Source organism: Psychrobacter alimentarius, assembly GCF_001606025.1.
Taxonomy (GTDB): Bacteria; Pseudomonadota; Gammaproteobacteria; order Pseudomonadales; family Moraxellaceae; genus Psychrobacter; species Psychrobacter alimentarius.
Map to the genome: position 1 here is coordinate 2215919 of NZ_CP014945.1, position 15546 is coordinate 2231464.

The 15546-nt window shown below is 44.7% G+C and carries 11 protein-coding genes and 1 pseudogene; 2 read left to right on the top strand and 10 right to left on the bottom strand.

The features are described 5' to 3' along the window. Positions 1–54 precede the first annotated feature (54 nt). The 3 genes from A3K91_RS09025 to A3K91_RS09035 form a co-directional block, all read right to left on the bottom strand. On the bottom strand, positions 55–717 hold the full coding sequence (locus A3K91_RS09025; RefSeq protein WP_084387320.1) for a DsbE family thiol:disulfide interchange protein: 663 nt from the start codon (positions 715–717) through the stop codon (positions 55–57). Continuing rightward, positions 718–2766 (bottom strand): heme lyase CcmF/NrfE family subunit, encoded by a 2049-nt coding sequence (locus tag A3K91_RS09030; RefSeq protein WP_062844959.1) that lies wholly within the window; start codon positions 2764–2766, stop codon positions 718–720. Positions 2767–2887: 121 nt separating this feature from the next. After that, positions 2888–5104, bottom strand: coding sequence for a heavy metal translocating P-type ATPase (locus tag A3K91_RS09035; RefSeq protein ID WP_062844960.1), 2217 nt, complete (start codon positions 5102–5104; stop codon positions 2888–2890). Between the two features lie 142 nt (positions 5105–5246). On the opposite strand from A3K91_RS09035, the gene cadR reads away from it, so the two are divergent. After that, complete coding sequence (gene cadR, locus A3K91_RS09040; protein ID WP_062844961.1) at positions 5247–5657, top strand: Cd(II)/Pb(II)-responsive transcriptional regulator; 411 nt, start codon at positions 5247–5249, stop codon at positions 5655–5657. 148 nt (positions 5658–5805) lie between these two features. Here the strand turns inward: cadR and A3K91_RS09045 are convergent, their stop codons facing one another. Together A3K91_RS09045 and A3K91_RS09050 are read right to left on the bottom strand one after the other, a co-directional pair. Then, positions 5806–6528 carry a CHAP domain-containing protein gene (locus A3K91_RS09045; protein WP_011513678.1) on the bottom strand — a complete coding sequence of 241 codons (723 nt, stop codon included), beginning with the start codon at positions 6526–6528 and terminating at the stop codon, positions 5806–5808. 797 nt (positions 6529–7325) lie between these two features. Beyond that, positions 7326–7976: a DUF411 domain-containing protein gene (locus A3K91_RS09050; protein ID WP_062844962.1), complete on the bottom strand. Its 651-nt coding sequence runs from the start codon at positions 7974–7976 to the stop codon at positions 7326–7328. Between the two features lie 239 nt (positions 7977–8215). On the opposite strand from A3K91_RS09050, the gene lnt reads away from it, so the two are divergent. Continuing rightward, positions 8216–9784 (top strand): apolipoprotein N-acyltransferase, encoded by a 1569-nt coding sequence (gene lnt / locus A3K91_RS09055; RefSeq protein WP_062844963.1) that lies wholly within the window; start codon positions 8216–8218, stop codon positions 9782–9784. A 140-nt stretch (positions 9785–9924) separates the two neighbouring features. Here lnt and A3K91_RS09060 read toward each other — a convergent pair. The 5 genes and pseudogenes from A3K91_RS09060 to A3K91_RS09080 form a co-directional block, all read right to left on the bottom strand. After that, positions 9925–10945, bottom strand: a pseudogene (locus A3K91_RS09060) (IS3 family transposase); the annotation flags it as partial. 13 nt (positions 10946–10958) lie between these two features. Continuing rightward, positions 10959–12239, bottom strand: a complete 1281-nt coding sequence (ccmI, locus tag A3K91_RS09065) for a c-type cytochrome biogenesis protein CcmI (RefSeq protein WP_062844964.1) — start codon at positions 12237–12239, stop codon at positions 10959–10961. Beyond that, positions 12236–12799, bottom strand: coding sequence for a cytochrome c-type biogenesis protein (locus A3K91_RS09070; RefSeq protein ID WP_062844965.1), 564 nt, complete (start codon positions 12797–12799; stop codon positions 12236–12238). The genes ccmI and A3K91_RS09070 overlap by 4 nt, the downstream gene beginning before the upstream one ends. Then, positions 12796–13446: a DsbE family thiol:disulfide interchange protein gene (locus A3K91_RS09075; protein ID WP_062844966.1), complete on the bottom strand. Its 651-nt coding sequence runs from the start codon at positions 13444–13446 to the stop codon at positions 12796–12798. The genes A3K91_RS09070 and A3K91_RS09075 overlap by 4 nt, the downstream gene beginning before the upstream one ends. Continuing rightward, a complete protein-coding gene (locus A3K91_RS09080) occupies positions 13439–15493 on the bottom strand; it encodes a heme lyase CcmF/NrfE family subunit (protein ID WP_058025868.1) in 2055 nt (684 codons plus the stop codon). Before A3K91_RS09080 ends, A3K91_RS09075 begins: the two co-directional genes overlap by 8 nt. Positions 15494–15546: the final 53 nt, after the last annotated feature.

Here is a 15546-nt window from a genome sequence, read left to right on the forward strand (position 1 = left end):
CTAGTTTTAAAATTATATTGAGTTTTAGTTGAGGAGCTCTTATTCGAGTAACGTTCATTTGCACATCTCCTCAACCTGAATGAGATCAGGACTATCGTTGTTCTTATTAGCCTCATTAAGTACGGTCAGGCACGGCTTAACACGCTGTTGCCAATTGGCTTCATTAATCTCACCAACAATATGCTGACGAATGATGCCATCTCCATCCACAACAAAGGTTTCGGGCGCACCAGTTATGCCTAAGTCTAGAGCAAACTGACCCAATGAATCCTGAATAGACATAGAAAATGGATCACCGCCTCGGTTTAAGTAACTGAGCGCATTACCAATCTCATCCTTATAATTCACACCAACGATATCAACGCCGCGCTCTTCTAGTTGCATTAAAAACGGATGCTCAATAATGCAAGTTGGGCACCACGAGCCCCAAACATTAAGTAAAAACGGCTTATCTGGCAAATTATTATTGGTGATAGTACGGGTAGTATCTGCTAATAACGGCAGCTCAAAGGCAGGAACCGGACGCTCAAGAGCGGTATTGGTCACAATGTCTGTTGGTTTACCTAAGCGCATGTACAATATAACTACCAAACCAAAAAAGAGGATAAGCGGAATTAAGAACCATAGCTTCATCTGCTTTTTTTTCATTGCCTTTGGGTTACGCTGCTTACTGTTTTGGCTATCTTTTTGCTCAGGAGTGTTATTCGACATAGTCATTTACTTCTCCTTTAGTGTCGACATCGTCGATACTGAGATTGCCTGCTCAATAGCTACCTCATTGACTCCATAAGTAGCCAAACTACCAGTAACTAGCAACGGAGCTTTAATTTTTTTGATGCGGTATCGTTTATCAAGCATACTAATTAATCCACCTAGAGCCATGATAATTGCCCCTAACCAAATCCAGCGAATTAATGGTTTTACATAAATCCTTAATGCCCATTGGTTACTACCATCGGCAATAGGTTCGCCCAGTGCGACATAAACATCGCGCATAAGACTGGGGTCAATAGCAGCTTCAGTTGTTGGCATCGTGCTGATAATATAAGTACGCTTTTCTGGAGTCAGTTTCGCCACTTCACGACCGTCTTTGGATACCACGACTTGCGCTTGCGTTGCATCAAAGTTACTACCCTTTATTTCAAAAAATTCAGTTACTTCAAAATCGTAACCTTGAACATTGACTGTATCGCCAATACCCATTGCTACGTCACGCTCAATACTCAGGCTACTAGTAAAGGCTATGCCAATGACAGCAACCAATACGCCAATATGAGCAGTCTGTTGACCCCAATAGCTCAGACGCAACTGCCGCAAACCGTTAAAAAGATTAGGCGCATTCTTAGTTTTATCTTTAAAATCAACTGCCATCCATAGCAGTGCCCAAAAGCTAACGGCTAAAGTCACACCAATATTAAGCATAGACGATGGATTAACAAAGTAAGTAATAATGGCGGCTAATACTAAGCTACTAACGGCGATGACCATGCCTATACCCAGTAGTGGACGGGTGTCTTTTTTCCAGCGAATATTTGAGCCCATACCCATAGCTATTAATAACAGCCACGTTAAAGGTACAAATAATGCATTAAAATAAGGAGGGCCAACGGACACTTGTCCTAAACCAAAAGCATCAGCGATAATAGGGTAAAGGGTGCCGAGCAGCACCACTAAGGTTGCAATCAAAATGATGGCGTTGTTGATCACTAAAAAGGACTCACGTGAAATCAGCTGATATTGACTTTCAACGGTTAAACGCCAACCTCGAACGGCAAACATTAATAGACCACTACCGATGATAATGCCAAGAATAGCTAAGATAACCAAACCACGCGTCGGATCAGCGGCAAACGAATGCACTGAGGTAAGGACTCCAGAGCGTACCAGGAACGTGCCAAGCAAGCTTAAGGCAAAGGCGAAAATAGCCAGCATGATGGTCCATGCTTTAAACACCCCGCGCTTTTCAGTGACTGCTAATGAATGCAGCAATGCTAAGCCGACAAGCCAAGGCATAAACGAGGCATTCTCTACCGGATCCCAAAACCACCAACCGCCCCAGCCAAGCTCGTAGTAGGCCCACCACGAGCCCAGTGCAATACCAATGGTCAAAAATCCCCAAGCCGCGAGCGCCCATGGACGTGACCAGCGTGTCCAAGCAGCATCTAAACGCCCTTCCCACAATGCCGCCATACAAAATGCAAAAGGCACTACCATACCCACATAGCCCATATATAACATGGGCGGATGAATAATCAGACCGAAATCTTGTAGGACAGGATTTAAATCAGCGCCATCGACCGCTAGATTGGGTAAGGTACGCTCAAACGGTGACGAGGTAAATATCAGCATTGTTAGCATCATTAACTGTACACCGGCCAAAATAACTAATACCCGCGCACGCATTGATAACGGCAAGCCGCGACTAAAGTATGATACCAGTGCACACCATGTGGCCATGATGGTCATCCATAGCAGCAAAGAGCCCTCGTGTCCGCCCCATGTCGCCGATAACTTATAGTACCAAGGCAACAGCGTATTGGAATGCTGCGCGACGTAACTGAGGCTAAAATCATTATAATAAAAACCTGCTATCAAAGCGCCAAATGACGTTATCATGGCGGCAAACTGTGCCCAAGCTAAGCTAGGGGCTAGTCGTTGCCAAGCAACTTGGTTACGAATAACACCAATAGTTGGCAGAATTACCTGCAATAACGCCAATACAAAAGCGGTAAGCAAGGCAAAATAGCCCAATTCTGTAATCAACATACGGTCTAACCTTATTTACTCTAATGCGGTTGCAGTTTACTGTAGCGGTGGAATTTTTATTATTAGAACCCACCCCCGAAATCTGCTGCTATCTCTAGTTTTTAATTGATTTCGAAGGGTTTTATTTAACTACTTTAGGCGGAGTTATCAGTGGAGGCGCGCCTTTAAAGCGCAGTAAACGTAACGCATTGAGAGTAACGAGCACTGTTGCTCCAGCATCAGCTAGAACCGCAATCCATAGTCCAGTAATGCCGAATACGGTCGTGATCAGAAAGACGCCTTTGAGACCTAAAGCGAAAATGACGTTCTGATGAATGTTGCGCATGGTGGCACGCGAAAGTGCAATCAGATGGGCCATGTCTGTAACACGACTTTTTAATAATGCGATATCGGCCGTCTCAATGGCCACATCGGTACCACCACCCATCGCGATGCCAACATCAGCGGTTGCTAGTGCTGGCGCATCGTTAATACCATCACCCACCATCGCTATTTTGCTGTTATTCTTCATCTCGTTAAGCAAGCGCAGTTTGTCCTCAGGCAACAGCTCAGCTTCCCATTCCACGTCTAAATTACTGGCAAGTGCTTGAGCGGTTAAGCGGTTGTCGCCTGTTAGCATGACGGAGCGCACACCCATCGCTTTAAGTTGAGTCACACCTTCATGAGCGTCGTCTCGTAACTCGTCTCTTAGTGCGACCAATCCAAGCACTTCTCGACTTTGCTCATCGAAAAGAACTGAGACGGTCTTGCCCTCATTTTGCAGCGCCTCGATTTGTGCCTGTTGCTCGGCTGAAATTGATGCCTCATCTGCGGCATAAACAGGCGAACCGATAGCTAGCGCGCGCCCAGCGATAGTTGCGTGTACCGCTTTACCCGCAGTAGCAGAAGCTTTAGAAGCCACAGGTATGACAACTTTGGCGGCTTTGGCATGACTGACAATGGCTTCAGCAAGCGGGTGACTAGAACCTGTCTCCACACTGGCAAAGAGCGCCAATACCTTATCTTTACCTTGAGAACCCTGATCCTGAGAATCCTGACCTTGAACACTTGAATACTCTTGTGTAATGTCAACAACATCGGTCACGCGTGGTTTGCCTTCAGTTAAAGTGCCTGTCTTGTCAAAAGCGACTGTCTTCACTTGGCCGATGGTTTCTAAAGCACTACCGCCCTTGATCAGCAAGCCGCGGCGCGCACCGACCGCTAGACCAGAGGCGATAGCAGCTGGTGTTGAGAGCACAAGAGCACAAGGACAAGCGATCAATAATAAGGCTAGACCTCGATATAACCAAGTTGACCAATCTCCGCCCATGGTTAACGGTGGGACGATGATAATTAGGGCGGCAATAGCCATCACAGCCGGTGTATAGTAACGACTGAATTTCTCAATAAAACGGGCAGTGGGTGCTTTGGAAGCTTGCGCTTGCTCTACCAAATCAATAATGCGCGAAATAGTGTTATCGGCGGCTGTCTTTTCTACGCGCACTTGGAGCACACCATCGATGTTAATTGACCCTGCAAATACATTGTCACCCATCGTCTTGGCAACAGGAACAGACTCTCCCGTCACGGGCGAATCATCAAGGCTGGACGCACCTTGAACAATGGAACCATCAGCAGATACCCTATCTCCAGGACGCACCAGCACAAGGTCATTCACTTGTAGTGAAGTCGCTGGAACGTTACGCTGCCCACCTTGAGCATCAAGTAAAATCGCACTTTTCGGAACCAGCGATGATAAGGCTCTGATGCCAGCGCGAGCGCGATCAGCAGCGATACTCTCAAACAGTTCACCGATTGAGAACAAAAAGACAACCGCTGCGGCCTCTTCAGCTTCACCAATGATAAGTGCGCCAAGCACGGCGACGGACATCAGCGTTTCAATTGAAAAGAATGAACCTGTTTTAGCCAGTGCTAAGGCTTTGCGTGCAAATGGAAAAACGCCTACAATCACAGCGATGGCAAACACCCATATCCCATAAGCGGGGAACAGTAGTGACAGTGCATAAGCGCTGCCCATCAAAATACCGAGACCAACAACCTGTTTGCCTTTTTGAGTTTGCCACCACCGCTTATCCTGCGGAGCCATCTGATTGTCGCTGTCAATATCAATAGCCGATACAGTTTGTTGACCAGTATTGGCAGATATACCGAACCCTAGGCTTTTGATGGTTTTTTCAATATCACTAGCCTGAGTCGGCGCATCAGGGGCCAAGCTTAGCTCTAGCGTTTCTGTAGCAAAATTTAGCTCAACATCAGAAACCCCAGGCATACGTTTCAAAGCTGTTTCAATCTTGCCGATGCAACTGGCACAGTCCATACCTTCAATATGATATTTCATAATAATTTACCCTTTGAATAATGGTATTATGAACCCTCTAGTGGCTTTAGAGTCAAGGTTGTCTATCTACAGTTTTGTAAATTTAATTTCTCTAGCGCCAGTCTTTACAGCCACTTTAATTATTTAAATCATAGAGGTTATTATGACAATCAAAATTGGTGAGCTCGCTAAACGCACAGGTGCCACAGTGGAAACCATTCGCTATTACGAAAAGGAGCACTTATTACCTGAGCCTTCTCGCAACGCAGGGAATTATCGTTTATATAATGAAGAGCACATTGAGCGTCTACAATTTATCCTACACTGCCGTACGCTTGACATGGCTCTAGACGAAGTACGAATCTTACTTGAGTTTTGGGAGGAACCTGATAAAGACTGTGGTGATGTGAGCTCCTTACTAGATAAGCAAATTTATGCTGTAGAAATACGAATGGAAGAACTGATGCACTTAAAGCAGCACTTGACTGTTTTGCGCCAGAAATGTGCAAGTAGTGCACCAGCGGTATCATGTGGGATATTAAAGGCTCTTGCCGATAATTCTTGTCATGAGTAATGATATTAGTAGTGTTCATTTCTGACTGATCAAATCATGAAAGGTTAAATACACCCTGATGTTAAGCACAAAAAAACCCAGCAATGATATTAAGATCACTACTGGGGTTGGAGGAAATAATAACTATGTTGTGCTGACTTATCAGGTCTTATTTATCATTCATAGCAAGGTAGATATTTCGATCTGATGCGGATGCGTCATCCACGTATTTTGAATCACGCCATGTGGTATAAGCATAGACACCACTGTATGGGCTGATGCTGTTCTGACGGAAATCAGAAATCCAGTTTTCGCCATCAAAGATTTGGATATGGCCATGTGGACGCTTTGATGAGCGATCATAGACAATAACATCACCTACTTGGGTTGGCATATCATTACTGATTTTGCTAAAACCTGCTTTATCAAGCGTGCCACGAGTGGCGTACTGATAGGCTGAAGGATTGGGGGTGAACTCATAACCTGCTGATTGTAGTGCTTTACGTACGTAACGGGCACAGTATCCAGAGCTACCAGATAGAGCCACTCGTGAAGCACGAGCAGCAGCGATAGCGGGGGCTGAATTGCTATCAGGAACTGTATTGACTTGCTGCTGTTGTTTTTCAGCGTATAAGCGGCTGTTTAATGATGAAAGCCGACTCTCTTTTTGCTTAGCCTGCGCACTTAGGTTGCTAATAGCTTGACTGATTTCGTCATTACTAGAAACATAAGCACCACTGCTAGTGCTATAGATGTTTTTTGATGAACCGTAGTTTGATGCCACAGAAGTATTGGTGATGGTATTATTTGTTTGAGAGATTGTGATAGCAGCACCACTCGTTTGTGCTATGCCCATACCCAGTACTGACAAAATCAATAAAGCCTGTTTCATAAATCTAATACCTACGGTTAATTCAAAATGGTCTGTTATCAACAACAGCGCAGTCAATTAAATTTCAACAACTCAAGTATATATAGGTCATAGTGACTGATACTTCTGCTGCATATTATTCATATAAAAAATGATTATTGGCGATCACAGCATCATTGAAGTCTTACGAAGCTGTTGCAAATCAAGCTGCTGGCCAAAACACAAAGCCGACTTTAGCATAGGCTGTTTAGCCTGTCATCACCCTTAAAAACCCCAAAAATACTTTTTTGATGTCGAAAAAATTGCTAATATTCCACATTTTACAATGTAAGTTTGTGTAACATATACAGAATATAGCTGACTAAATTGACAACAATTTCTACTGTTTTATAAGCAAAAAAACGTCTGAGGGTTAAATCTAAATTATAGATTTAACCCTCAGACGTTTTTTTATTGGATGAAGTAATTACCCTATATAGGGTCTAACTAATTATTAAGATAATATAATAATTTATAATATTAATATAGATGTTAATTTCCTACTGGCTTATGTAATATTACGTAATTGTTTCGATACATCCTGTATATTCTTGTATTAACCCTTAATTATTTATCTATTTTAAGGGTTAATAACCAATAAATCCGCTTACATTGTCATCAAAAGTTACAAATTCAAAGTTATTTTTGCTTTTAAAGTCGCAATAGCTAATGATTTTTTTGATGAAGAATCATTTTATAAGCAATAGAACAGTCTTATACCTGCCTCATTTACTTTTAACGCTAACACTATAATCAAAGTATTCTTAACTGCTAACACACTATAATTGCTGCTCTACCGATTCAATATCAGCATAAACTTGGGTCGTCCCGTCTTTATTGAGCTGCATAACCTGATAGGGCATGAATTTATTTTGATACTCCATACCTGGGCTACCAACAGGCATGCCAGGTACGGCAAGACCCATAGCTTGTACTGGCGGATTTTCTAAGAACTGCGCCATATACTTAGCAGGTACATGACCTTCAAAGACGTAATCATCAGTAGTGACTACAGTATGGCAAGAACGCATCTCAGTTGGAACGCTGTAGCGCTCTTTAAATACGGCTAAGTCCGCAACATCTTGCGCGGTTGCACTTAGACCATTATCTTCTGCATGACTTATCCATTCTTTACAGCAGCCGCAATTGGCATCTTTATAGACCGTAGCTGAGACGTTTTTTAGTAGGTCTGGTTTACTTACTGACCTTATCATCATGTGAGCACTTTTAGCGTTTGGTTCATCTTCCTTTAAAGTGATAGCTGTTGCATTTTCGGTTGTTACTGATGTTGTGTTTGCATCAGATACGCCACTACTCGGTTGGCTACAAGCAAATAGTGATGAGGCGGCAAGTAACACCAGCGTACCACGCAACCCCTTAGACAGATGACGATTGAATATAAGACTGGATTTTATTTTTAAGGGGGTCATAGTGCTCTCTCATGTACTGTAGATATTGTGAGCTATAGAAGGTCAAGTAACACTTCATATCGTTTGGTAATGTAGCATAATAACCCATCAAACGGGGTACGTAAATTTATACATTGAGCAGTGCGGACTGGTATCATAAGCAGTTTTTATTTTGAAATGCTGCCTGTAGTATTAACGGGTCTATCTGAGTTTTGGATTTTGATTAAAAATTCAAGGCTCATAATTTTGGATAATTTGCGATGCACCTGTCTACTATTAGTCTACAAAAGCGTTTGAGTACTCACTTAAATCAATTACCGCTATGGCTTACGCTAGTAGCAGCATGGCTTGCAGGGGCTATTTTTTTATTTGCATTATCGCCTTATGGGTTCTGGCCGCTAGCAATAGTGTCACCAGCGATTTTATATGCGCTGTTGGTGCCAAATATGAGTGGTCGTCGCGCTTTTATTATCGGTGAAGCTTACGGTATGGGGCTATGGTGCGTCGGCGGCTTTTGGCTCTATACAGCTATCCATGATTATAGCGATACTCCAACGTGGCTCGCATTGATTATGATTGGATTGATGGGTCTCGGTATGGGACTGTTTCATGGATTTTTAGCACTAGCCTTTAACCGTATGGTAGGCAAACAACCCTTTTCATTTGCTGCTCTTTGGGTGCTACAAGAATGGTTAAAAACTTGGTTATTCACAGGCTTTCCGTGGCTGTTTGTTGGTTATGCGTTTACTGAAGAGTATTGGTTATCGTCCTTAGCACCCGTTGCTGGTGTTTTTGCCGTCTCTTTTGTTGCCATACTATTGGCTGCAAGTTTAGTAGAGCTACTGCTTCGGCGCAGTAGTTATGCCGTCGTTTCTGTACTGTTATTGGCCATTAGCACATCATTATGGCTGGTCAATCCGCAATGGACAAAACCTAAGGGCACACCTGATCTGTCAGTGTCATTGATTCAAGGTAATATTTCACAAGATATAAAGTGGCTGACTAAGTATCAAGTAGAAACGCTAAAGATTTATGCGAAGTTAACACGCACTGAGTGGGGACGTGATGTTGTGGTGTGGCCTGAATCATCTATTCCTATGTTTCAGGATGAGGCTGCGGGCTTTATTAGTGAAATGATAGAAATGGCTAATGCGACCAATACGACATGGATAACTGGTATCCCTTATAAGGATAAAGCGGCATTCAATGCCAGTACGGATAAGTATCCCCCATTTTACAATAGCGTGATTGCTCGAGGTGTAGAAGCGGAAGGCCTATACAAGAAGCAGCGTCTAGTGCCTTTTGGAGAGTATATTCCATTTGAAGGCGTGCTCGATATTTTCCCAAGTTTGGCCGGTAGTCAGGATATTAAGAGCTATAGTCGTGGTAGTGATCAGCAGTCACCTCTAAAGGTGCGTGGACACAATATAGGGACGGCTATCTGTTATGAGGTAGCTTATCCAGATACCACGCGTAAAAATGCCATCGATACTGAATTTTTGTTGACCGTCTCTAACGATGCCTGGTTTGGCACTTCAGCAGGACCATTGCAACATTTGCAAATGGTACAAATGCGCGCGCTTGAGAACGGGCGCTGGTTTATTCGAGCGACCAATACTGGTGTTACCGCTATCATTAACCATAAAGGTCGTATTGTAAAACGCGCACCGCAGTTTGAGCGTACTGTACTACGTGGTGAGATACAGGCACGGGTTGGTAACACGCCCTTTATGCTTATGGGAAATTATCCTATCTTGATAATAATAACCTTGTTATTACTACTAAGCTATTTTGGCAAAGGTCTAACCACACTTAGAAGACGAGGGTAATAGTAAACTTAATCATAATAATTTAATCAGTGTAAGTTTTTTATTTTTTCTAGGTAACGTCCTAACGCACGTAAATATAAAAGTTTTAAACTATTGACCCCTGCCGTCAAATCCGTATACATAAACTTGGGAGATTTTAATTACGCAGCTTGACGATAATAATCAAACCACACCTGTCTTGGCGATTGATAGCCCAAACCCTTTTGAATCCTCGTCTGATTGTAGTACAGCTCGATATAACTGATAATATCATTGATGGCTGTGAACCTTGTTTTATAGTCTTGATGATATACCAGCTCATTCTTTAATGTGCCCCAGAAGCTTTCTATCGGAGCGTTATCGAAACAGTTGCCTTTGCCGCTCATTGAGCCTATAAATTGATGCTGCTTAATGGTCTTGTGGTAGGCGTGACTGCAATACTGACTGCCTCTGTCTGAATGAACGATTAGCCCTTTGCTTGGACGTTTATTCTTGATGGCCATATTTAGTGCTTTGCAAACTAAATCTGCGGTCATACGCTTGTTAATAGCGTAACCGACAAGCTCTTTGGTGTATAAGTCTTTGACCCCTGCTAAGTACAGCCAACCCTCATTCGTCCAGATATAGGTGATGTCGCTGACCCACGACTCGTTAGGGCGCTTAGCATCAAACTTCTGATCCAGTACGTTTGGATAGACCAGCTTGTTGTGATTGGAGTCGGTGGTGACTTTAAAGCGCTTATGACGACGACATTTAATGCCGTGTTGCTCTTTGATGCTTCTTACCATATACAGGCTAATGTTATGGCCTTGCTCGCTTAGATGAGCATGCAGTCGATCTGCGCCATAACGTTCTTTCGTTTCATTGTGAGCCGCTTTAACCAGTAATTCAGACTGGTTGCGATGTATCTGTTGGTCGCTGAGATCACGACTTAGCCAGTCGTAATAGCTTGATGGCTTAACCCTTAACACACGGCACATAGTGGTGATGCGAAAGAGGAACTGGTTGTCTTTGATAAAGGCGTACCTGACTAACTGTTTCTCGCGAAGTACGCCGTCGCCAACTCGAGCATAGCTCTCCCCTTGCGTCGGGGCGAAGCAGTGCTTCGCTTTATCCCTCCTCATTTAGTATTTCGCGTTCCTCTTCGGCAACTTTAAGCTGTCGCTTTAGGCGTTTTACCTCTAATAATCATTTGTTAAGGGATCTGTTGATTGATTTCAATATTAACTTGAGTCTGTTCAGCGCTAATCACTACTGGGTTACCTGATAGATCACCCGACTCTGCGGACGCAGTCCCACTATGGCTAACACGAGCAACGACTGCTAACTGAGTTTTGTCGCTACGGGCAGATTGTAACGTGCGTTCTGGCATCATCGCATCAAGATCGCTTAAACGGATACTGGCTTTACCTTGCTTGATGATACTAATAGGTAAACGTTTGGCGGCAAACGGAGGGCCCCCTTTCACATCACGTATCGCTACAAACAACACATCATTGGCTTTAACCAATGGTAATAGACTCGCATCAATAGAGACGGTAACTTCGATACCTTGCGCGGCTTGCTGCTCTTGCTCGATGACATTAGCACTTAGCTCATCAAGGCTCGCTAGCGCTTTACTATGGTCACCTGGTTTGGCAGCGATGCTCTCACGTAAACGCTTAATCCAACCTTGCGCTTCTGCAAAGTTACTACCACGTGCCTCACCCATTGCCATTAGCATCTGCGCACCTTCATGCTGTGGATTTTTGGCAAGGACATCTTGTAATACACGGCGGCTACTGGCATCAAGCTGACCTTTATTGGCAAAAAAGCTAATCTGCGCATAAGTGGTCGCAATCTCTTCATTGTCTGGTGACAGACGGTAAGCGCGTGACAAAGCTTCAATCGCTGAGTCGGTAGCTTCAAGCGATAAAAACAGCTCTGACAAACGCATCCAGCGATCAGGATCATCGGCATGACGATAAACGTTGGTCTGCATCGCGCTGATAAGCTGCTGGCCGTTTTCGATTGCCCATACAGGTGGCTGATCGATTTTGCCAGTCAACAAGTCATCAGCGACTTTTCCGACCTTGTCTTCGGCCGTCCACAGATCAAACACAGGCGTTCGGTCACCCACCATCAGATACGCCAGCGCAGCCAATACAGGCACCCAAACCATGAGGATCAAGCGGCTTTTGATACCAGGGGTGACCATCGGCGTGACTTCACGCTGGGCATCCAATAGTTGCCGCTCAAGCTCAAGCTTTTGGTTTTGGTAGTGAGCATCATCGATGGTGCCACTGTCTTTGTCTGTTTTTAGCTCTGCCAGACGCTCGCGAAACACCGCCACGTTGATATCTAGTAGCTGGTTGTCCACAGAAGTGCCTGATGTACGCGTGGCGCGCAGCCATGGCATGATGGTAATAACAGCAAGGAGTAAGGCAATCAGTAAGCTTAGAGCAATAAATAAGCCAGCAGTAGAGAATATGGTCATTTTTTGTCCTCGGGGCTTGTGGTGTCATGAGCGTCATTATCGGTGCTATTGGCACGCGATAGCAGACGATCAAGTTCGGCTTTTTCGGCGGCAGTCAGCTCCGAGGCGGTATTATCTACCGTCACTCTACTCTGACCGCTCGCTACCAGCTGGCGGCGACGGCTTTGCCAAAACCACCCTATCAATAATACGATCAGTAGCAATGGCGGAAAAAACCATAAAATCCATGTCGATGGACGTACAGGCGGCTTGTAGCTGATAAAATCGCCGTAGCGCTCTTGCATATAATCCCGGATTTCCGCATCACTACGTCTGTCTTTAATCAAATCATAGACTTTTTGCTTTAAGTCTTGGGCAATCGGCGCATCAGAACCTGCCAAGTTTTGGTTTTGGCATTTCGGGCAACGTAGCTCTTCGATCAATCCTCGGTATTGTGCTTCTTGTTGGACAGAATCAAAATCATAGACGTCAATCGCCGCATAGCTGGTCACACTTAGGAGACAGGCAAGTATTAAGCTCGCTACTTTTATCGTAACGGCCTTTATTGAAAGGGCTATCATTTGCACACCTCTTCAACCTGAATCGCATCTGGACTGACGTTATTATCATTGGCATCATTGAGTACCGTTAAGCAAGGCTCAATACGATCTTGCCAGTTACTCTCGTTAATCTCACCAACAATGTGCTGGCGAATAACGCCTTCACCATCGACAGTGAAAGTCTCAGGCGCACCCGTCAACCCTAAGTCCAAGGCAAACTGGCCGGACAAATCCTGAATAGACATCGAAAAGGGATCACCGCCTCGGTTCAGATAACCGAAAGCATCACCAATATCGTCTTTATAATTCACGCCAACCAGATTGACACCACGCTCTTCTAGTTGCATCAAAAAAGGATGCTCAATAACGCAAGTTGGGCACCAAGAGCCCCAAATATTCATCAAAAAGGGCTCATCAGGTAAGTTGTCATTGGTCATGATCCGACTGGTATCGGACAACAATGGCAGCTCAAACGCTGGTACTGGGCGTTCAAGCGCGGTATTGGTTACGATTTCAGTCGGCTGCCCCAAACGAAAATAAAGCATAACCATAACAGCAGCAAAGATGATCAGCGGGATCAAAAACCATATTCTAATTTGGCTTTTTTTCATTGTTCGATTACCTTTTGTTTCAGGGGGTTGCTCGGAAAAATGATTAGACTTAGTCATTTTGCTTCTCCCCTATTAGTGTCGTGTTATTAGTAGTGCTTTTAACATCTAAATCAGTAACCGTCGTAAAGCCTGACTTACTCGCTGCAATTTGTGCAGGGGTCTTGGATGTTTTGAGACGATAGCGCCTATCAAGCATACTCAGCAGACCACCCAATGCCATAATAATAGCGCCGAGCCATATCCAACGAATCAATGGCTTCACATAAATACGTACGGCCCATTTATTACTGCCTTCAGCTATAGGTTCACCAAGTGCGACGTACACATCACGCATCAGACTGTCATCAATCGCTGCTTCGGTCATTGGCATCATGCTAATAATGTAATTGCGTTTTTCAGGGTATAACGTAGTCACAGCACGGCTATCTTTACTCACTTCGACCTCAGCTTGGGTCGCATCATAGTTACTGCCTTTGACTTCGCGGAAGCCTTTAACGGTGAAGTCGTAACCTTGGACATGGACCGTTTCGCCAACACTCAATGCCACATCGCGCTCGATACTCAAGGTACTGGTAAAGGCAACACCGATGACCGCTACAATCACACCAATATGTGCCGTTTGCTGACCCCAGTAGCTTAAACGCAGCTTATTTAAGCCTTGCAAAAAGCTTGGTGCATTTTTGGTTTTGTCTTTGAAATCAACCACCATCCAGAACAGTACCCAAAAACTTACTGCTAGTGTTACACCAATATTAAGCATGGCAGATGGACTGACAAAGTAAGTGATGACTGCAGCTAATACTAGACTGCTCGCCGCAATGACCATACCAACGCCTAACAATGGACGCTTATCTTGTTTCCAGCGGATATTGGAGCCCATACCCATGGCAACCAGCAATAGCCATGTTAAAGGCACAAATAGCGCATTAAAGTACGGAGGACCTACCGATACCTGACCCAAGCTAAAGGCGTCGGCAATGATAGGATAGAGGGTACCAAGCAATACCACTAACGTTGCAATCAAAATGATGACGTTGTTAATGACTAAAAATGACTCACGCGAAACCAGTTGATACTGACTTTCAATCGTCAAACGCCAGCCACGCAGCGCAAACATCAGCAAACCACCACCGACGATGATGCCAAGAATCACTAAAATTACCAGACCACGAGTGGGGTCAGCGGCAAACGAATGCACTGAGGTAATAACCCCTGAACGTACAAGGAAAGTACCCAAGAGACTTAAGGCAAAAGCAAAGATAGCCAGCATAATGGTCCATGCTTTAAAGACACCGCGCTTCTCAGTCACTGCCAACGAATGCAGCAAGGCTAAACCGGCAAGCCAAGGCATCAGTGAGGCGTTTTCTACAGGATCCCAAAACCACCAGCCGCCCCAGCCAAGCTCATAATACGCCCACCAAGAGCCAAGAGCGATACCAACGGTCAAAAACCCCCAAGCCGCTAGCGCCCATGGACGCGACCAACGTGTCCATACTGCATCCAAACGCCCTTCCCACAATGCCGCCATACAAAAAGCAAATGGCACCGCTAAGCCCACATAACCCATATACAGCATCGGTGGATGAACGATCAGCCCAAAATCCTGCAAAAGTGGGTTGAGATCTACCCCATCTACGGGCAGATTGGGCAAGGTACGATCAAATGGCGACGAGGTAAAAATCAGCATCGCTAGCATCATGACCTGCACACCGGCCAATATCACGAGTACCCGCGCGCGCATCGACAACGGTAAGCCACGGCTAAAATAGGAGACCAGCGCGCACCACGTGGCCATGATGGTCATCCACAACAAGAGCGAGCCTTCGTGTCCGCCCCATGTCGCCGAGAGTTTATAGTACCAAGGCAACAAAGTATTAGAGTGCTGCGTGACATAGACGAGACTAAAGTCATTGAAATAAAAGCCTGCCATCAATGCAACAAATGAAAAAATCATGGCAGCAAACTGTGCCCATGCCAAACTCGGTGCCAAACGCTGCCAAGCAACATGGTCACGCATAACGCCTATCGTTGGTAATACCACCTGCAAAATCGCCAAGATTAAGGCGGCTAGCAAGGCAAAATAACCCAATTCTGTGATTAACATACGGTCTAACCCTGTTTACTCTAATATGATTTAAGCTCACTGTAACGGTTGGA